The following is a 21,579-nucleotide window of genomic DNA, read 5'->3' as shown; positions in this document are numbered from 1 at the left end:
CCGACCGCATTGTGCCATCCGCACAAATTCGGGCTCCAGGTAGCTTTTTGGGCTGGCAAACAGACCGGAGATGTGTCATAGCCGCGTGTCGTGTGGTGTCATGGTCGCCGAACACCCTGGTCCACCCCCGGTAGATCCAGAATCCGCGCAGGGTTCGTGGGTCGTTCAGGCAGTGGTGGGCCGGACAGGTGAGGATGTTGTACTCGGATGGGTGAAGTTCGTCGGTCGCCGCGTGGTCGAGGCAATCGGAAGCCGGGCGCTCCCCTCTTCGCACAGCTGCTGACGGCCGCGGTGGACACCGCCGCCGACGCGATCGCCCTGTCCTTCTCCCCCGCCGACGGTGCCCGCCGCGAGCTCACCTACACCGAACTCGACGAGTACTCCGCCCGGCTGGCGCGGGAGCTGCTGGCCCGTGGTGTCGGCCCGGGCGACGTGGTGGCGCTCGGTTTCACCCGCTCGATCGAATCGGTGGCCGCGGTGTGGGCGGTCGCCAAGACCGGTGCCGCCTACGTCCCCGTCGACCCCTCGTTACCCGCCGAGCGCATCGCCTACCTGCTGGCCGACTCCGGCGCGGTCCTCGGTCTCACCTGCGCGGCGCATCGGCCGACCCTCGGTGAGTCGATCCGCTGGCTCGAGCTCGATTCCGACGCCGAGCGCATCGCCGGCCAGCCGGCGCATCCGATCTCGTATCTGGACCGGGTGCGTCCGCTGACCGACCAGCATCCCGCCTACGTCATCTACACCTCCGGTTCCACGGGCAGGCCCAAGGGTGTGGTCGTCACGCATACCGGTCTGGCCGGTCTGGTCGCGGCGGCCCGCGAACGGTACGCGGTCGATGCCTCGGCACGCGTGCTGCACGTGTGTTCCCCGAATTTCGATGTGTCCGTGCTGGAACTGCTGGTGGCGTTCAACTCCGGTGCGACACTCGTTGTCGCACCGCCACAGGTCTACGCGGGCCCGGAGCTGGCCGAGCTGGTGGCCCGGCAACGGGTGACGCACATGCTCATCACCCCGGCGGCACTGGAGTCTGTGGACCCGCAGGGACTCGACGAGTTGCGTGTCGTGGTGGTCGCCGGTGATGCCTTCGGGCCGACACTGGTGCAGCGCTGGGCGCCGGGCCGCGCGTTCTTCAACGGGTACGGCCCCACCGAGGCGACGGTGCTGGCTACCGGCAGCGCCGCGTTGACACCCGGTGAGCCGGTGACGATCGGGTCCGCCTTCCCTGCGATCGGTGCGGTGGTGCTGGACGCGCGGTTGCGACCCGTCCCGGTCGGGGTGGCCGGGGAGCTGTATCTGTCGGGTCCGGCGCTGGCACAGAGTTACCGGGGCAGGCCGGGGCTCACGGCCGAGCGGTTCGTCGCGGCACCGTTCGCGGGGCCGGGAGCGCGGATGTATCGCACAGGTGACCTCGTGCGCCGCACGGAAACCGGCGACTTCGAGTACCTGGGTCGCTCGGATTTCCAGGTGAAGGTCCGTGGTTTCCGGGTGGAGTTGGGCGAGATCGACGCGGCCCTCACCGCGCATCCGGATGTCGACTACGCCGTCACCATCGGCGCGAAAGCCGATTCCGGGGCGACCGCGCTCGTCTCGTATGTGCTCGCCAAGCAGGGTGCCGCGATCGATCCCGAGCAATTGAACCGTTTCGTCGGGTCCTCCCTGCCCGGCCATATGGTGCCGACGCTCGTGGTGCCGCTCGACGAGATCCCGCTGACCCCGAACGGCAAACTGGACCGCAACGCACTACCCGCACCGGTTTTCGCCGCCGTGACTTCCCGCGCACCCGAGGGGCCGGTAGAAACGGCGATCGCCGAACTGTTCGCCCAGATCCTCGGCGTGGAGCGGGTCGGTGCCGAGGATTCGTTCTTCGCCGCCGGTGGCGACAGCATCCTGTCGATCCAGCTGGTGACCCGCGCACGCCACGCGGGTATCTCGTTCACCCCGCAGCAGGTGTTCGAGCACCGCACCGTGGCCGGGTTGGCGCGCGTCGCCGCGCTCGGCGACGATGCCGTTCCGGTGCTTCCCGAGTTGCCCGGTGGCGGAGTGGGTGAGGTCGCGCTGACACCGGTGCTCGCCGCCACCCTCGCCGACGGCCGGGTGTTCGGCAGGTTTACCCAGCAGATGGTGCTCGCCCTCCCCGAGGGCATCGATCGGTCGACGCTGGTTCGCATCCTGACCGCTGTCGTGGATCATCACGACATGCTGCGCGCCGGGGTGCGCGGGAGCGACGGGCAGTGGTCGCTCGATGTGCTGCCGCCGGGCGGGGTCCCGGTGGACGACCTGCTGCAGCGTTTCGAGGGATGCAAGGACATCGCCGCCGCGGCGATGGATTCCGTCCTCGCGTCACTGGACCCACGCAACCACCGCATGATCGGTTTCGCGTGGCTGACCCGCGACGACGGCCCCGACGGGCTGATCGTGGCCGCCAACCACCTCGTCATCGACGGTGTCTCGTGGCGAATCCTGCTGTCGGACCTGGTGACCGCCTGGGCACAACACGCGGCGGGCCGGCCGATCGCGCTGCCGCCGGTCGGTACGTCGTTCCGCCGATGGGCACACGGATTGATCGAGTCCGCACCACAGCGCCGCGACGAACTGGACCACTGGCAACGAACCCTCGGGATTCCCGACCCACTCCTGGGGCAACGTGGGCTGGACCCGGCCACCGATACCGCATCGACCGTGCGCACGTTCAGCGTCGAGGTCCCCGCCGACATCACCCGTGCCGTCCTCACCGACCTGCCCGCCCGCTACCGGGCAGGCGCCGAAGACGGCCTGCTCGCCGCCCTGGCCATGGCGGTGCGGAGCTGGCGGGCCCGGCGCGGCGTGAGCGCATCCACCACCCGGGTGCGCCTGGAAGGTCACGGACGTGAGGAATCCGCCGTCGACGGCGCCGACCTGACGCGGACGGTCGGCTGGTTCACCAGCATGTACCCGGTAGCGCTCGACCTGGGCGAAATCGACGCCGACAGCGCATGGCAACCGGGCGCGCAGACCGCGTCGGTGGTCAAGGCCGTCAAGGAGCAATTGCGCGCGGTGCCCCACCGCGGCATCGGTTTCGGCATCCTGCGCCACCTCGACCCTCCGACCCAACTACCGGGTTCGCTGGGCCAGGTCGGGTTCAACTACCTCGGTCGCATCTCCACCGGCGACGCCGCCGACCACAGCTGGTTGCCGACCGCGGACTGGGGTGAACCGGCCGCCGACCAGGACCCACAGCTGCCGGCGGCCGCCGTCGTCGACATCAACGCGGTGGCGGTCGGCACCGAAGACGGTGTGCTGCTTCGTGCGTCGTTCTCCTACGCGTCGCTGATCCTGGACGAGGCGGACGTGCGCGAGCTGGCCGAAGGCTGGACCTCGGCGCTGACGGTGCTCGCCGAACATCTGGACCACCCGGCGGCCGGTGGCCTGTCGCCCGCCGATGTGCCGCTGGTCGACGTCACCCAGGCCGAGCTCGACGACTGGCAGCGCACCCGCCCCGGCCTCAGCGATGTGGTGCCGTTGGCGCCCTTGCAGCTCGGGTTGCTGTTCCTGGCGCAGGTGTCGCCGACCGACCCGTACCTTGTGCAATTGGCGGTCGAGATGACCGGTGCGGTCGACCTCGAGCGACTACGCCGGGCGGCGGGAGCGGTGCTGGAACGCCACGGCATCCTGCGCACCGCCTTCGCAACGACAACGGCGGGCACCCCTGTCGGTTTCGTGGTCGAGGACGTGACGGTGCCATGGCGCGTCGTCGACACCGACCGCACCGACCCACACGCATTGCTCGCCGCCGAATCCCGCATCGGGTTCGACCTGACCACCGCGCCCCTGCTCCGGTTCACCGTCTATCGCGGGCCGGCGAGCATGCACCTGGCGGTGACCGCGCACCACCTGCTGGTCGACGGCTGGTCCATGCCGTTGCTCATGCGCGAACTGCTCGTCTGCTATGCCGCCGACGGTGCGCCCACACTGCTGCCGCACGTGCGCCCCTACCGTGACTACCTCGCCTGGCTCGCCGACCAGGATCGCACCGCCGCCCTCGAGAGTTGGCGCGCGGCCCTGGACGGGCACGAGCCGAGCCTGCTCACCGCCACCGTCCCACCCACCGAAGCAGCACCCGGGCACGGGATGTCGGTCGTGGAGTTGTCGTGCGATGCCGCCCAGGACCTCGCGGGTTTCGCCGCCGCCACCGAGGTCACCGTCAACACCGTGTTCCAGGCCGCATGGGGACTGGTCTTGGCCGGGGCGCTGGGTCGTGACGATGTGCTGTTCGGCGCGGTGGTGTCCGGGCGTCCACCCCAGCTCGACGGTGTGGACGGCATGGTCGGCCTGTTCGCCAACACCATTCCCGTCCGGGTGCGAATCGGCGAGGCCGTGTCGTTGCGGGAGTTGTTGTCGCGGGTGCAGTCCGAGCAGATCGCGCTGCTGGGCGGTCACCATCTGGGGTTGACCGATATCCAGCGGGTCGCGGGCACGGGGGAACTGTTCGACACCCTCATGGCCTACGAGTCGTACCCGGTGGACACCGAAGGGATGCGGCAGGCACACGGTTCGATCGACGGTCTCGAGATCGTCGATGTGCAGGCCGCCAACGCCACCCATTACCCCGTGGCGGTCGGCGTCGAGGTCGGTGCGGGGATCCGGGTCGGCTTGCAGTACCGGCTCGAGGCGATCGGCGCGGATATCGCCGAGGCACTGGCCAACCGGTTGCGCACAGTCCTCGACGCCATCGTGCACTCCCCCGAACGCACCGCTGGTGACCTGTTGGGAACCCTTGCGCGTCAGCGTGATCCGATCTCGGACGTGGCGTACTGGCGTGCGGTGCTCACCGACCTGCCATTGGAGCTGCCGCTGCCGACGGATCGTTCTCGTCGGGTTTCGTCGGAAGGTACCGATTCATCGCCTGCCACAGACGCGGTGGGGCAACCATCCGGCCCGGCTTCCCTCGCCGAATCCGCAGATCGCAGCGCCGGTCGCCTCACGAAGCGACCCGGACGGGTGAACTTCACTGTTCCCGCCGACGTGTGCCGACGGGTGCGCGAGACCGCCCGCGCGTGCGACACCACGGCGTTCAGCGTTGTGTATGCGGCGTTCGCGACGTTGCTGTCACGCCTGTCGGGCACCGACGACATCGTCGCCGCAGCCCCGTACTCTTCTGCCGCACACCGCGTACTGCGTCTGCGCATCCTCGGTGCGGTCGAGTTCGAGCGCCTTCTGGCTGACGCATCTTTGGTCGTCGACGAAGCCATGGCGCGACCGGGGATGGCTCCCGATGAGATGGTGGCGCTGCACTCCGCCCACGCAGACCACTGCGCCCCGCACCTCAGCGAATCCGAGTCGACGGCAAGCCCTCGCGCAGCGGCACCGCATCCGCTGCTTCGCGTCATGATCCGTCCGGCCACCACCCGTCACAGTGACGAGACCTCTTTCGATCTGACGTTGTCGGTCGACACCGACGAGATGGACAACCACACCGAACCCGCCGACATCGGCGCCCAGTTCGATTACGACACCGCTCTATTCGATCCGCAGACGATCGATTCCTTCGCCGAGCGCTTGGTTCACCTCCTCGCGGCCGCCGTCGAGAACCCGAAAACCCCTGTCGGTGACTTGCCGATTCTCAGCACCGCCGAACACACGGCACTGCTCACCCGCCCCATCACCGAGGCACCGACAGCGCTGTTCCCCGACCTGGTCGCCCAGGGCGCAATTCTCGGACCGGATCGGATCGCGATCCGCCACAACGGTCACTCGACAACCTATGCCGAGCTGACCGCACACACCGCACGCCTGGCCCACGAACTCATCGCCCACGGCGTCGGCCCGGAAACCCCCGTCGCCATAGCACTTCCGCGCTCCTACGAAATGGTCGCCGCCGCTGTCGCGATCAGCACGGCAGGCGGTGCGTTCGTGCCGATGGACCCGGCCAACCCCGCCCAGCGCCTGCACCACCTCGTCACCGATTCGGGCGCCACGATCGGCATCACCGTCAGCGCCCACCTCGATCATCTCCCCACCGACGTCACCTGGCTGGTCCTCGACGACCCCGCTTTCGCCGAGTCGTGCGCCGCCCGGCCGAGTACCCCGATCACCGACCGCGACCGCCGTACCCCGCTGCGCGTCGACCACCCGGCCTACATCATCTACACCTCCGGTTCCACAGGCCTGCCCAAGGGCGTCACAGTGACGCATACCGGCCTGGGCCCGCTGGTCGCCGAGGCGGTCGAGCGCTACCACCTCGAACCGAATCACCGCTTCCTGCATATCTGTTCACCCTGGTTCGACCCGTCGGTGCTCGAGTGGCTGTGCGCCTTCTCGACCGGCGCGACCTTGGTGGTCGTGGGCTCCGACATCATGGGTGGGGTCGAACTGGCCGACCTGCTCGCGGCCGAGGAAGTGACACACGCGATCATCACCCCGGCCGTGCTCGGCACCCTCGACCCGGCCGGTCTGGACGCCCTGGTGTCCCTGTCGGTCGGCGGTGACGTGACCACACCGGAACTGCCGGCGAAATGGCAAGGCCCGCACCGTCGCTACCTCAACGGATACGGCCCCACCGAGACCACGATCATCTCCACCTACGCCGAACTGGCTGCGGGACAACCGATCACGATCGGCACCCCGGTGCGCGGCACCCATGCCGTGATCCTCGACGCGCGCCTGAATCCGGTCGCACCGGGTGTCACGGGTGAGCTGTACCTGGCTGGCCCGGCCCTGGCCCGCGGTTACCGCAACCAGCCGGTCACCACCTCGGCCCGTTTCGTCGCCGACCCGTGGGGTGCCCCCGGTAACCGCATGTATCGGACCGGTGACCTGGTTCGTCTGCGCACGACCGGCGACCTCGAGTACGTGAGCCGCGCCGACACCCAGCTGAAGGTGCGTGGTTTCCGCATCGAACCGGGCGAGATCGATGCCGTGCTGACCGGGCACACCGAGGTCGAGTGCGCCGTCACCGTCGGCAGACGCACGCCCGCCGGATCGACCACCCTCGCGTCGTATGTGCTTGCGGCACAGGGCACCACCCCCGATCCGACGGACCTGATCGACTACGCGGCACGCCATCTGCCCGCCCATGCGGTGCCCTCGGCGATCGTGGTCCTGGACGCCTGGCCGTTGACCTCCAACGGCAAACTCGACCGCAATGCCCTGCCCGACCCGATCACCGTCACCGCGGCGACCACCGCGCCGATGGGTGCGATGCAGACCCGCCTGGCCGAGCTGTTCGCCCGCGTGCTCGGGGTGTCGTCGGTGGGGGCGGACGAGTCGTTCTTTGCGATCGGCGGCGACAGCATCCTGTCGATCCAGCTGGTGTCGCTGGCCCGCACCGCGGGCATCACCTTCTCCACCCGAGACGTTTTCGAGCACCGCACCGTGGCCGCCCTGTCCCGGGTCGCGACCACCGACGGCCCGGCCACGATCACCCTGGCCGAACTCCCCGGCGGCGGTGTCGGCGAAGTTCCGCTGACCCCCGTGCTCACCGAATTCCTGACCACCGGGTCCAGTGACCGCTTCGCCCAGACGATGGTGCTGGCCCTGCCCGACGGCATCGACCGTGCCGGTTTGGTCGCCACCATCGCCGCCGTCGTGGCGCGCCACGACATGTTGCGTGCCAGGCTGCGCCATCTCGACGGTGGCTGGCAGCTCGAGGTGCTGGAACCCCACGCGGTGCCGGTCGACGCGCTGATCGGCGAGATCGAAGCGGGCGACGACCTCACCGGCATCGGTACCCGGGCGATGAATGCCGCGCTGACATCACTGGATCCGGCGGCGGCCCGCATGATCGCGTTCACCTGGGTTCGTGGCAACGGCGGCGGGGACCTGCTCGCGGTGGCGGCGCACCACTACGTCATCGACGGCGTCTCGTGGCGCATCCTGCTGCCCGACCTGATTCTGGCCTGGGCGCAACACAGTGCCGGACAGCCGATCGCGCTGCCGCCGGTCGGCACCTCGTTCCGGCGCTGGGCGCACGCACTGACCACCGTGGACCGCACCGCCGAACTGCCCTACTGGCAGCGCGCTCTCGCGACCGCCGACCCGCTGCTCGGTGCCCGTGCCCTCGATCGCACGGTCGACACCGAGGCAACTACGCGCTCGATCACCGTGCAGATCCCATCCGAGGTGACCGACCCACTGCTCACGACATTGCCCGCCCTGTACCGGGCCGGCGCCGACCACGGGCTGCTCGCCGCACTCGCGCTCGCGGTGCGGGTGTGGCGCGCCCGTCGCGGCGTCGACGCGCCCGCGTTGCGGCTGCGGCTCGAGGGCCACGGCAGACAGGAAGACGTCGTCCCCGGCGCCGACCTCACCCGCACGGTCGGCTGGTTCACCACCGTGTATCCGGTCGTGCTCGACCTGTCGGAGCTGCGACCGGCGAGTTTCGACGACGAAGCGCTCGCCGCGACGATGCGCACGATCAAGGAACAATTACTCGCCGTGCCCGACAACGGCATCGGTTTCGGGCTGCTGCGCAGCGCCGGGCACCTCCCGGCCGAATCGGTGGCCCAGATCGGATTCAACTACCTCGGTCGCGCGGTGACCACCGGCCCCGCCGACGGCGACTGGCTGCCCACCGACGACCTCGGTGACATCGACGTCGACCACGACCCCGCCCTGCCCGCGAACGCTGTCCTCGACATCAACACCATCGCGGTCGCCACTGAAACCGGACTACGCCTGCAAGCCGACTTCCGGTACGCCACCGGCATTCTCGACGAAGACGAGGTTCGGGAACTGGCCGACATCTGGTCGGACTGGCTAGCCGCACTCGCCGATCACACGCGGTACCCGCAGGCGGGTGGACCGACCCCGTCCGATGTCCCGCTGGTCCAGGTGTCGCAAACCGAACTCGACACCTGGCGGCGCGAGCACCCCGGGCTGTCGGACGTGCTGCCGCTCTCCCCGCTACAGCATTCGCTGCTCGCGCTGGGCGACATGCTCGAGGAATCGGTGCACGCCTACGTCATCCAGCTCATGGTCGATCTCACCGGCGAACTCGACGTCGACCGGTTGCGTCGCGCGGCGGCCGCTGTCCTCACCCGGCACGCGAACCTGCGCTCGGCATTCGTCACCACTCCCGACGGCACGCCCGTGCAGGTGATCGCCGACAACGTCGAGGCACCGGTGCGGGTGGTCGACACGACCGACGCCGAGCTCGCCGCTCTGCTCGCCACCGACCAGGCGGCCGGATTCGATCCGGCGGTCGCGCCGCTGCTGCGATTCACGGTGTACCGCACCGGTTCCGGACGCAACCGCCTGGTGCTGACCGGGCACCACATCCTGCTCGACGGCTGGTCCATGCCGTTGCTGATGAAGGAACTGCTCGTCCTCTACGCCACCGGTGGTGACGCGAGCGTCCTGCCCGAGGTGCGTCCCTACCGCGACTACCTGCACTGGCTCAGCCGCCAGGACCGGACCGTCGCCGAACAGGCGTGGTCGGAGCTGCTACACGGAGTCGAGCCGACCATGCTCGCTCCGGAACTGACCTGGCCACGGCCCACCGGAACCGGTTACGGGCTGTGCGAGTTCGACCTCGACGCCACCGCGACCGCCGCGCTCACCACCTTCGCCGCGTCGACCGAGGTCACCGCCAATACGGTGTTCCAGACCGCGTGGGCGCTGGTCGTCGCCGCGAGTACCGGTCGCGACGACATCGTGTTCGGCGCCACCGTGTCCGGCCGCCCACCGCAGCTCGACGGTGTGGGCGACATGATCGGCCTGTTCGTCGACGCCGTCCCGGTGCGGGTGCGCATCGACGGCGATGTCGGCGAGGTGATCCGCGCGGTGCAGACCGAGCAGGCCACCCTGCTCGACCACCATCACCTCGGGCTCGGCGCCATCCAAAGGGTCGCCGGCCGGGGCGAATTGTTCGACACCATGCTGGCGTTCGAGTCCTACCCCGTCGATGTCGAGGGTCTGCAGCAGGCCGGTGGAGCGCTCGACGGTCTGCGCATCGACGACCTGCAAGGCGCCGACCACACCCACTACCCGATCACCGTCCTGGTCTTCCTCGGCGCCCGCACCCAGGTGCAGGTCAAATACCGGCGCGACCTCGTGTCGGACGAAGTGGCGCGCGCCGTCACCGACCGCCTGCGCACCGCCCTGTCCGAGGTGACCGCCACGGGGACGATCGCGTCTGATCGAGGTGCCGATCCCGGTCTGTCGGTGGGCGCGATCGATATCGTGACGAAGCTCGGCGCGAACCCGACCGACCCGATCACCCGCTCCCGCTTCTGGCGCACCACCCTCGCCGACCTACCGGGCCGTCTCACCCTGCCCACCGAAGCGTTGATCGACACCGGCGGCGATCTCCACACCACCGAGCATGTCCACACCGCTGACCTGGCCACACCGGTGCGGCGCATCGAAGCGCATCGCGCCACCACCCGCGGTACGGCGACAACGCACCGAGATCTGCGGCGGCTGGCCGACAGTGCGGGCGCCGGTTGGTCCAGTGCGATCAGCGCCGCGGTGTCGATCCTGATCGCACGGCTCACCGGCTCCGACGACATCGTGCTCGACACCTCGGACCTACTGCTGCGCACCCACATCGACCCCACCGAACCATTCGGCACGCTGCTCGACCGCGTGCACCGGGCCGAGACCCGGGCGCTCGCCCACTCCGGCATCCCGGTCGAGGACCTCACCCATCTGCTCGGCGCCGACCACGGCTCGCTGGGACAGTTCCGCCTCGAACTGCGCAATGCGGTGCGCCCGGACGGTGCTTCGACGGTGCCGTCGGCCGAGGCACGCGATCTCACGGTGGTGGTGACCGAATCGAGCACCGGAATGTCTGTCTGCGTCGACGGCCCGGGTGTCGAGGTGTCTTCGGCGACGGTGCTGGCGCACCGCCTGGTCGGTCTGCTCACCGACATCGCCCGCCGTCCGGGTGTCCCGGTGGGTGATCTGTCGGTCGGGGTGCGGGGCGAGGACCAGCTGCTCGCGCGCATCGGCACCGGGCCACGCCACCGCGCCGCACGTACCCTCGCCCAGCTCCTCGTCCGCGGCACCGGCTTCGGGCAACGCCGAATCGCTGTGCGCGACAACGGAAACGACTACACCTACGGCACGCTCGATGCCGATTCCTCCCGCTTGGCGCGGGTCCTGATCAGCGAAGGTGTCGGTCCCGAGATCGTCGTCGCCTGCGCGATCCCCCGCTCCTACGAGGCGATTCTCGCGCTGTGGGCGGTCGCGAAAGCGGGCGGGGTGTATCTGCCCGTCGACCCGAACTACCCCGACGACCGCATCCGGCACATGCTCGCCGACTCCGGCGCCGCTGTGGGGATCACCGTCACCGCGCATGCCCGTGTTCTGCCGGAATCGGTCCGACCCTTGATCATCGACGACCCGGCCGTGCGCGCCCGGACGACGGCGTGCGCGTCGACTCCCGTGCGTGACCGGCACCGCCGCCGACCCCTGCGCCGCGACAACACCGCCTACCTGATCTACACCTCCGGTTCCACCGGCACCCCGAAGGGTGTGTGCGTCACCCACACCGGGCTGGCCGCCCTGGTGTCGCATTCGGCGAACCTGATGCGCCTGCGTCACGACGACCGCATGCTGCACGTGTGCTCACCCAGCTTCGATCAGTCGATCGAGGAGATCGCCACCGCCTTCCACCGGGGCGCCACCCTGGTCATCGCACCCCCTGACACCCTCGGCGGCGCCGAACTCGACGAGCTGCTGCGCACCGAACGCGTGACCCACACGATCATCACCCCGGCCCTGCTCAGCACCCTCGATCCCGCCGGCCTGCCCGACCTGCGGTGCGTGTCGGCCGGTGGTGAGGCCGTAGCACCGGAACTGCTGTCCGCGTGGGCATCCGGACGCACATTCCTCAACGGATACGGACCGACCGAGGCCACCATCGGTGCCACCTACACCGTCCTGCACGCCGGTGAGCGCATCACCATCGGCACCCCCGTACCCGGCATGCGGGCCCTCGTCCTGGACGCCCGGCTGCGGCCGGTGCCTGTCGGTGTCACCGGGGAGCTGTACCTGACCGGGCCCGGCCTGGCGCGTGGTTACGGCGGTCGCGGCGCGACCACCGCCGAACGTTTCGTGGCCTGCCCGTGGAGCGAGACCGGTGCACGCATGTACCGCACCGGTGACCTGGTGCGCTGGGTGCACAAGGACCGTTACGAGCTGGAATACCTGGGCCGCAGCGACTTCCAGATCAAGATCCGTGGCTTCCGCATCGAACCCGGCGAGGTCGATGCCGTCCTGGTCCGGCACCCGCAGGTGAGTTTCGCCCTCACCCTCGGCACCGAGAACCCGGCCGGAGAGACGGTCCTGGTGTCGTACGTGACCGGTCGCGCCCCCGATGCCGGTGCCCTGACCCGATGGGCGGCGACGCTGTTGCCCGCGCACATGGTGCCCGCGGCGGTGGTCGTGCTCGATCGTGTTCCGGTGTCGGCCACCGGCAAGATCGACCGGACAGCACTGCCCGCACCCGAATTCGTCAGCCGCCGCTACCGGGAGCCGTCCACCGGGCCCGAGCGCACGGTCGCCGCGATCTTCGCCGAGGTCCTCGGCGTCGAACGAGTCGGTGCCGACGACAACTTCTTCGACCTCGGTGGCAACTCCCTGCTCGCCACCCGCATGGCGGCACGGCTGAGCGCCGCGGTCGGTACCCGGGTGCCGGTGCGGTCACTGTTCGCCGCACCGACTGTCGCCGGATGCGCCGCGGCGATCAGCGCCTCGGCGCAGGCGCAGACCCGGCCCGCGCTGTGCGCCCAGCCACGGCCGGAGCGCATTCCGCTCTCACCCGCCCAGCAGCGCATGTGGTTTTTGAACCGGTTCGACACCGGGACCGCCGCGTACACCATTCCCGTCGTCTTGCGACTGACCGGTGCGCTCGATACCGCCGCGCTGGTTGCCGCGTTCACCGATGTCGTCGCCCGCCACGAGATCCTGCGCACGGTGTACCCGATGCTCGATCAGGCACCGGCGCAGGTCGTCCTGCCGGTCGACCATCCCGACGTGCCACGGTTGGTGCTCGCACCTGACACGACCGACCCGAATGCCGCTGTCGCAGAACTGGTTTCAACGCCCTTCGACGTGACCACCGAGGTGCCGTTGCGCGCCGCCCTGTTCGACACCGGCGACGAACACATCCTCGCCGTCGCCGTGCACCACATCGCCGGCGATGGTTTCTCCGGTGGCCCACTCACCCGCGACCTGGTCCTGGCCTACGGTGCCCGCGTCGACCATCACGCCCCCACCTGGACGCCACTGCCCGTGCAGTACGCCGACTACGCCATCTGGCAGCAGAACCTGCTCGGCGACGAAACCGACCCCACCTCCACCGCAGCCACCCAACTCGCCTACTGGCAGCGCGAGCTGGCGGATCTGCCCGACCAGCTCGAGCTGCCCCGTGACCGTCCGCGCCCCGCGGTCCAGACGTATGCCGGTGGCCGGGTGCCGTTCACCCTCGACGCCGCCACCCACACCGCCCTGACCGAACTGTCGCGCACCCACGGCGCGACCCTGTTCATGGCCGTGCACACCGCCTTCGCCGTGGTGCTGTCCCGTCTGTCGGGCAGCACCGACATCGCCATCGGCACGCCCGTCGCCGGTCGTGGCGACGCGGTGCTCGACGACCTGATCGGCATGTTCGTCAACACCCTGGTCTTCCGCACCCGCGTCGACCACCGCGTCAGCTTCACCGACCTGCTCACCCGGCAACGCGACATCGACTTGCAGGCCTTCGCCCACGCCGACATCCCCTTCGAACGGCTCGTCGAGGTCCTCAACCCCGCCCGATCCACCGCCCGGCATCCGCTGTTCCAGGTCGGGTTGTCGTTCCAGAACCTCGGACAGGTCCGGATGGAGCTGCCCGGTGTCGGCGTCAGCTCGGTGGAGCTGGATCGTGAACTGTCCCAGTTCGATCTGCACCTGATCGTCGCCGACCGCTACAGCGGCGACGGTGCCCCGGCCGGTATCAGCGGGTACTGCACCTACGCCACCGACCTGTTCGACGCGGCCACCGTCGCGGGATTCCTCGACCGGCTCACCCGCCTGCTCTCGGCGGTACTCACCGACCCGAACCGGCCCCTGCACACCGTCGACCTGCTCGACCCCGCCGAACGCACCCGTGTCCTGCACACCTGGAATCACACTGTGCGACAGGGCGATCCGACCGCCACCCTGGCCTCGCTGCGTGCGGCCACCGTCCGGTCCACCCCGGACGCGGTCGCCCTGGTCGCAGACGGTGCGCGCTGGACCTTCGCCGAACTCGACGCCCGGGTCAACCGGTTGGCCCGCCATCTGGTCGCCGCCGGTGTCGGGCCGGGAGCACGGGTCGCGCTCGCGATGCGCCGCTCGGTGGACCTGGTCGTCGCGATGTACGCGGTCACGGCCGCCGGTGGTGCGTACGTACCCGTCGACCCCGACCAACCGCAGGCACGCATCCGCTACATCCTCGACACCGCGGCTCCACTGCTGACTCTCACCCAGGCCGACACCTGGCTCGCCGCGACCGGTTCGCACGATGCCGTGCCGGTCGAGCAGCTGGATCTGGGCGGCTACTCGCCGCAACCGCTCGTGGACGCCGAACGGGTAGCCCCTGTCCGGGTGGCCGACACCGCCTATGTGATCTTCACATCGGGATCGACCGGCCGCCCCAAGGGTGTCGCGGTGCCGCACGCCGCGATCGTCAACCAGTTGCGGTGGAAGGCCAGCGAATTCGGTCTCCGCGCCGACGATGCCGTGTTGCTGAAGACCGCCGCGACCTTCGATCTGTCGGTGTGGGAGTTCTGGTCCACCGCGGTGAGCGGTGGGCGCATCGTGCTCGCGTCCGCGGGCGGACACCGCGACCCCGCCTACCTGGCGGAGTTGATGCGCACCGAGAACGTCACCACTCTGCACGCCGTGCCCTCGATGCTCGATGCCCTGCTCACCGAGGAACTGCCCAGCTCGCTGCGCCGCGTCCTCGCCATCGGTGAGGCATTGCCGGTGTCCCTGGCGCGCCGCATCCAAACCGCGGCGCCGCAGGCTGCGCTGTTCAACGTGTACGGACCCACCGAGGCCGCCGTGTCGATCACCAGTCACCGGGTGACTCCGCGCGACACCACCACCGTGCCGGTCGGCCGACCCGTCCACAACAGCCGGGTCTACGTTCTCGACGCGCACCTGAACCCCGTTCCCACCGGAGTCACCGGCGAGTTGTACCTGGGTGGAACACAATTGGCCACCGGGTACCTGGCCCGCCCGGACCTCACCGCCGAACGGTTCGTCGCCGACCCCTTCACCCCGGGCGAACGCATGTACCGCACCGGCGACCTCGCGGCCTGGACCGCCGACGGCGAACTCGACTACCGGGGCCGCACCGACTTCCAGACCAAGATCCGTGGCTTCCGCATCGAGCTCACCGAGATCGACTCGGTCCTCACCGAGCATCCCGATGTGGCGTCCGCCGTCACCCTCGGCCGCGCCAACCAGGCCGGCGAAACCGTGCTGGTGTCCTATGTTGTTGCCACACAAGGCAGGACGGTCACCGTCGAACGGCTCAGCGAGTGGGCCGCCCACCAGCTGCCAGCCCACATGATGCCCGCGGCGATCGTGGTCCTGGACCGGATTCCGCTCACCGCACACGGCAAACTCGACCGCGACGCCCTGCCCGCACCGACGTTCGCCACCCGCACCTACCGTGCGCCGGCCGGTGCGGTGGAGCAGGCGGTGTGCGCGGTCTTCGCCGACGTACTGCGCCTGGACCGGGTCGGCATGGACGATCACTTCTTCGAACTCGGCGGCACCTCACTGCTGGCCACCCGGCTGGCCGCCCAGCTCGGCGACGCGCTCGCCGCGACCGTCCCCGTCACCTGGATCTTCACCGCCCCCACCCCCGCCGGGATCCTCACCGCGCTACGGGCGGCCGGGACGGACTCCACCGGCTCCGACACCGCCTTCGACATCCTGCTCCCGTTGCGCACCACCGGCACCGGCGAACCCCTGTTCTGTGTGCACCCCGTCAGCGGCCTGGCCTGGTCGTTCAGTGGTCTCACCGCACACCTGGACCGACCCGTCTACGGTCTGCAATCACCGGCGCTGAGTTCCACGGAGCCGCTGCCGGATTCGATCGAACAATGGGCACTGCTCTACCTCAAGCACCTGCGTGCGGTCCAGCCCGAAGGGCCCTACCACCTGCTCGGCTGGTCGCTGGGTGGCGTGATCGCCCACGCCATGGCGGTGCAATTGCAGGAAGACGGGGAACAGGTGGCGCTGCTCGGCATGCTCGACAGCCGCCTCACCAGCGCCTCACCCGCGACGGCCGGCGAAGCCACCGCCGCCGACCTGCTCGGCGGGTTCGCCGCAGCCGGCGACGAGGTCGACGCACGGGCCCTGGCCCGCCAACTGTGCGCGCTGTCGGCACCCGACGTGCCCGTCGACGAAGCACGCGTCGACCGGATCATCGACGGTGCGACCACCTCCATCGCACTCGACGCCGCCTACCGCCCCCGCCCCTTCCACGGCCCCCTCACCTACTTCACCGCCACCGACGACCCGACCGGCGCCACCGGCGCGACGTCGTGGGCGGACGCGGTCACCGGAACGGTGCACAACCACCCGATCGCAGCCACCCACTGGCGAATGACCGAACCCGCCGCCCTCGCCGAAATCGCCCGGACCCTGCGTCGGCTCGACGAATAGCCGTCACGGGATCAACACGAGACGACCGGTGAGCCCGCCCGCGGCGAGGCGGGAATGGGCCTGTGCGGCGGCGTCGAGCGGCAGAGTCGCGGCGACACGGGTGGTGAGTTCGCGGTCGGCGAGGCGCGCGAGCCCCGCCCCGTCGGCGTGGATCCATTCGTGCTGAACCGTGATGCCACGCAACGGAATCGGATCGCCGCCACCGACCACGGTGACGAACCGGCCACGATTGCGTACCGCGGCCAAGGCCCGGCCGCCCAGGCCGGCGGTGTCGAGGGCGCCGTGCACACCGCCGGGAACCGAGCGGCGAACCTCCGCGATCAGATCGGCATCGCGGGCGACGGTCCACTCCGCACCGATCGAGCCGAGAAACTCCGCATCGGAACCCTGGGCGACCACCCGAAGTCCCTGCTGCGCCGCGATTTCCACGGCGAACCCGCCGACGGCACCATTCGCGCCGGTCACCAACAGGGTGTCGCCCGGTGCCAACCCGAGCAGATCGAGAGACTGCGTGGCGGTCAGGCCGTTGAGCGGCAGCGTCGCCGCCTCGACGTCCGAGAGCCTGGATGGAGTCGGCGCCACCGCGCCCACATCGAGAACCACGTACTCGGCATAGGTACCGACGGACACATCCAGCAGGTCACGCAGACCGATCACCCGCTGCCCTTCCGAGAATTCCGGCACTCCCGGACCGAGCCGGTCGACCACGCCCGCGACGTCCCATCCGATTCCGGTGACCTCCCGCACCGCCATCAGCCCGGCCTCGACCAGGGCGCCCGCCCGCGTGACCAGGTCGACCGGATTCACCGTCGCCGCCCGCACCCGGATCCGGACCTGCCCGACACCGGGCTCGGGAACCGGCACCTCGACCAGCCGCAACACCTCGGGGCCACCGTAACCGTGAGCGACAACGGCACGCATCGTCTGTACATCGTTCATGCACACCACTATTGGAGAGCTACACTCCACCGGGAAGTACGCACTTCGAAGTGCCCACCGCACGCGGAGGTTCCCCATGCCCACCCGTACCGCAGCACAACTGCGCGCCGAACGCAGCGCCGCCTACGACGCCTACCTCGCCGAATGTCCCGCGCGCAAACTGCTGGACCGGATCTCGGACAAATGGGTGAGCCTGACCGTCAATGCTCTGGCCGACGGCCCCCAGCGCTACAGCGACCTGCAACGCCGATTGGCCAGCGTGAGCCAGAAGATGCTCACCCAGACCCTGCGAAACCTGGAACGCGACGGCTTGATCACGCGCACAGTGCGACCGAGCGTCCCGGTGCGCGTCGACTACCAGCTCACCGAGCTCGGTCATTCCTTGCTGCCGGTGATGCAGGCGGTGAAAACCTGGGCCGAACAACATATGGACGAAGTCGAGCACGCGCGCTCCACCTACGAAGCCCGAACTCCCGGCGAGGCGTGACCGCTCAGATCTGGTGTGACCAGGCGATGAAGAACAGCGTGCCCGCCGCCGTGAGCAGCACAGCGAGCGGGACCGGCCACCACGACCGGTGACCGCCCAGCACGGTGTGGATCAACCTGACCTGTAACCGCCCCAGTGCCGCGACCACGGCCAGGAACAGTGGTGCGAGGACCACCGCGAGCAGCGCGTGCACCGCCCACGCGCCGACCAGAGTCGGCCCACCCCAGGCATTCCGGTATCCGTCACCCACCAGCAGCGGGTAGGCCAGACCGCGAACGAGCACCAGCACGCTCAGCAGCACCAGGAACCACCCGACGACACCCACCCCCGCCGACAGCACCGAATGCACCAGGCAGCGTGGCAGCGACACACCGTGAGCACCCACCGGTTCCCGCAGCATCCGCCGCGCCACCCGCACCCGGGTACGGACCCGGGTGAAAGCCAGCGGCACCGCGACCAGCTCGAAGCTCGCCGAGCGGGCCGCCGCGGCGATCACCGCAGAGCCCCCGAGGCGGCGAGGTCGTCGAAGAGCAACTGGTCGACCGGCGGAACCAGATCCCGGTCGCCGAAACCGAACCACGCCAGCGCCTCGATCTCGCTGCTCGCCGTCAGCACACCCCGGTACTCGGCGGTGTAACAGGCCATCCGCACCACGGTGTTCTCGTCGTGGGAAACATGTGCCTCATAGGTGCCCACATGGACCGCGGTCTCGGCCGACAACTCCACGGTCAGTTCCTCGGCGACCTCACGCACCAGCGTCTCGAGATCCGTTTCCGCGCCCTCGCGTTTGCCGCCGGGAATGTAGAAGACATCCTTGCCGCGCGGCCGGGCACACAGGATGCGCCCGTTGTCGATCAGGACCCAGGCCACGGTGTCGATCAGCTGCCGAATCGGAGACTCCACGGCCCGCAGCCTAACCCCACCCGGGCCCGCCGGGCGCGTCCGTGCGGCTCAATGCCCAGGCAGCACGCAGGCGGTGTCCAAGCCGAGGACCCGGTTGAGTCGGCCGAAAGCCAGCCACGAACCGATGCTCATGCTCAACTCGACCACCTCGGGCTGGGTGTAGTGGGCGAACATGCGGGCCCAGAAGTCGTCGTCGAGACCGTGATGATCGGTGGCATAGCGCTCGGCGTATTCGGCCGCCAAACGGGTTCGCTCGTCGAACCGGTCGGTGTCGCGCCATTCGGTGACCGCGTCGGCGAACTCCGGTTCGACCTTCACCCCGTCGCGTTCGGTGCGCCAGTCCTGACAGAACAGGCACCCGTTGATCTGGGCGATGCGCAACCGGGCCGCCTCGAACTCCCGCAGCCCGAGCGTGGAGTGCTCGTACACCGACAGCGAGAACGCCGCGGCCGCGACACCGATACCGGGCACCATCTCGCCCCACACATACCCGATGGGGTCCTTGCCCTGCGGCACGTCGATGATCATGGGCTCTTCCTTCCGAGTTTGCCGACCGCGGCGCGCAGCGGAACCTCGAGCGCGTCGTAGAGACCTGGGTCGGCGGCAACCAGCCAGTCGATCGCGTTGACCAATCTGCCCACCGCCGTCGCGTTTCCGCCCGCCGCCCGGTTACCGCCCTCGTCGGTGGCGGTCACATTCACCTCGATGCGCGGGCTGCCCTCGATGATCACCCGGTGCGCGCCCTCGCCGTCGGGTGGCGAGGGCCAGTCCGGTGCGCAGTCCGGGTGGATACGGGTGACGTGTTCGATGACGATGCGCGCCTCGCCCTCGACGATGCCCTGCACCTCGAAACGCACCGCCCCCTGCGTGCCCGCCGCGAACTCACCCATCCGCACCGTCTGCACAGTGGCATCGAGTGCACGCCGCTCGACGGTCTCGCGGATGTCGTCCAGTTCCACGTCCAGTGCCCTGGCCAGCAACCGGATCTGCCCGCCCCACACCATCGTCGGCACCGAGGGCAACAGCATCGGTGGCTGATATTCCATCGGTTGCCCCATCCCCACCAGGTAACGCACCGAGTCGGGTTGGTCGTAGGTGGAGTAGTCGAAGATCTCCTGGCAGCGCACCACATCCAGGGTGCCCGCGAGCCCGCTGATCAGCACCGGCAGTACGTCGTTGCCCCAGCCTGGGTCGACGCCGGACACGAACAGCGAACCACCGCCGTCCTCGATCGCCGCCAGCACCGGGTCACGGATCTCGGCCGGCGCGTTGCGCGGGTCGTAGAGGGCGTAGAGCGCGGGCGTCACGACGACCGCCCCGGCACGGATCGCGCGCACGATGTCGGCGAGCGCGTCGTCGGGCCGGATATCGCCGGACGCCGCGTACACCACCGCACGGGGCCGGACAGCGAGCACAGCGTCGATGTCGTCGGTCGCCCGCACGCCGAGTTCGGTGTCGAGACCTGCGAGTTCACCGGCATCGCGGCCGACCTTCGCGGGGTCGTGGACGAGCACCGCAGAGAGTTCCAGCGCCGGATGAGCGGTGACGCAACGGATGGCCGCGCGACCGACATTGCCGGTGCCCCAGACGATCGTGGGGATCATCGCCTCACCGTAGCAAGCGCTTGGTTCGCCCGTGGTGGATCGCGAAACCGGATTCGAGCGAGCGCCCCGATGTGACGGTGTGCCGATTACTCGACGCGCACGGTGAGGTCGTTGCCGATCGCTGTGGCGAGTCGCTCCACGGCCGCACCCAACGCCCGCTTCGGCAACCGAGCGCCGTCGAACGGCGTGACCACCACCTGCGCACCCTGCTGCTCCCAGGTACCCGCGATCCGGCCGCCCACCAGCACCAGCGGTGAGATCCAACCGGCCGTCCTGCTGACCTTCGCCCGATGCTCGGCCGCCAGGAGCGCGGTGTCGCCGGTGCCGGGGCCGAGAACGTACTGGTCGAACGGCCCGAGCAGATGGATCGCGTCATCCGGGGTCGCGGCCATGAGTTCGTCGACGAATTCGGTGAGCAGCCATCCTTTTCGGCCTTCCACCTCGATCTCGGTCACCTCGTCGCCCAGTGCCGCGAACCATCCGCGCACCACCGTCTTACGCAAGCTGTTGCGGCTGAGCCAAGCATCGAAGGATTCCGGCGTCGCCGGACCGTACGCGCCCAGATACGCCCGGATCAGCTCCGGCGCCGCCACGTCCGGCTCGGGCAGGCCGGACCAGTCCGCCACCAGATTCCCCGGCGAAGTGAAGGTGATCTTCGTGCCACGCATCGGCCCGTGACACAACGCCCCCTGCCACGCCAACGGCTTGAGCACCGCACCCCACCCCGACCGCAACTGCTCACCCAGATGCCCGAATCCCGGCTCGGCGAGCACCGCCTCGACCAACTCCTCGCGTGTGAGCACCCGCTCGGCCAGCACCCCCGACACCACCTCGACCAACGCCGCCACCTGCTCCGGAGTGGCCCCGAACGTCTTGACCCACGACGCCTTCTCCCACGTCCGAGCCGACCCCATCAACGCCAACGCCGCCGCGGCCTGCCCCGGCACCATCGCATGCAATGTCCCCCGCATCGCCCACGTCTTCACCAGCCCACCCACCGAAAGCGCTTCCCCCACAGCC

At 69.5% G+C, this 21,579-nt stretch carries 8 protein-coding genes; 2 read left to right on the top strand and 6 right to left on the bottom strand.

Annotated elements, in window-relative coordinates; translation table 11 throughout:
• The first annotated feature begins 207 nt into the window (after nt 1-207).
• The gene (locus tag HYG95_RS22290; protein WP_181700725.1) at nt 208-16,626 is read left to right on the top strand and encodes an amino acid adenylation domain-containing protein; all 16,419 of its coding nucleotides are present in this window, start codon (nt 208-210) and stop codon (nt 16,624-16,626) included.
• Between the two features lie 3 nt (nt 16,627-16,629).
• On the opposite strand, the gene HYG95_RS22285 is transcribed toward HYG95_RS22290, so the two are convergent.
• Complete coding sequence (locus HYG95_RS22285; protein ID WP_255495625.1) at nt 16,630-17,565, bottom strand: NADP-dependent oxidoreductase; 936 nt, start codon at nt 17,563-17,565, stop codon at nt 16,630-16,632.
• Nucleotides 17,566-17,641: 76 nt separating this feature from the next.
• Here HYG95_RS22285 and HYG95_RS22280 point away from each other — a divergent pair, with 76 nt between their 5' ends.
• Nucleotides 17,642-18,052 carry a helix-turn-helix domain-containing protein gene (locus tag HYG95_RS22280; protein ID WP_181700723.1) on the top strand — a complete coding sequence of 137 codons (411 nt, stop codon included), beginning with the start codon at nt 17,642-17,644 and terminating at the stop codon, nt 18,050-18,052.
• Nucleotides 18,053-18,056: 4 nt separating this feature from the next.
• On the opposite strand, the gene HYG95_RS22275 is transcribed toward HYG95_RS22280, so the two are convergent.
• The 5 genes from HYG95_RS22275 to HYG95_RS22255 all read right to left on the bottom strand — a co-directional run.
• On the bottom strand, nt 18,057-18,548 hold the full coding sequence (locus HYG95_RS22275; protein WP_181700721.1) for a hypothetical protein: 492 nt from the start codon (nt 18,546-18,548) through the stop codon (nt 18,057-18,059).
• Entirely contained in the window at nt 18,545-18,955 is a 411-nt protein-coding gene (locus HYG95_RS22270; RefSeq protein WP_356982759.1) for an NUDIX domain-containing protein, read from the bottom strand. The genes HYG95_RS22275 and HYG95_RS22270 overlap by 4 nt, the downstream gene beginning before the upstream one ends.
• 48 nt (nt 18,956-19,003) lie before the next feature.
• A complete protein-coding gene (locus HYG95_RS22265) occupies nt 19,004-19,483 on the bottom strand; it encodes a carboxymuconolactone decarboxylase family protein (RefSeq protein WP_181700719.1) in 480 nt (159 codons plus the stop codon).
• Nucleotides 19,480-20,559, bottom strand: coding sequence for a dihydrodipicolinate reductase (locus HYG95_RS22260; protein ID WP_181700717.1), 1,080 nt, complete (start codon nt 20,557-20,559; stop codon nt 19,480-19,482). Before HYG95_RS22260 ends, HYG95_RS22265 begins: the two co-directional genes overlap by 4 nt.
• An 86-nt stretch (nt 20,560-20,645) precedes the next feature.
• On the bottom strand, nt 20,646-21,579 hold a 934-nt coding region (locus HYG95_RS22255), incomplete at its 5' end, for a winged helix DNA-binding domain-containing protein (RefSeq protein ID WP_181700715.1).

It is taken from the genome of Nocardia sp. GTS18, assembly GCF_013839555.1.
GTDB lineage: Bacteria > Actinomycetota > Actinomycetes > Mycobacteriales > Mycobacteriaceae > Nocardia > Nocardia rosealba.
Note: the sequence above shows the minus strand (reverse complement) of the source record. Positions and strands in the feature narration are given on the sequence as shown.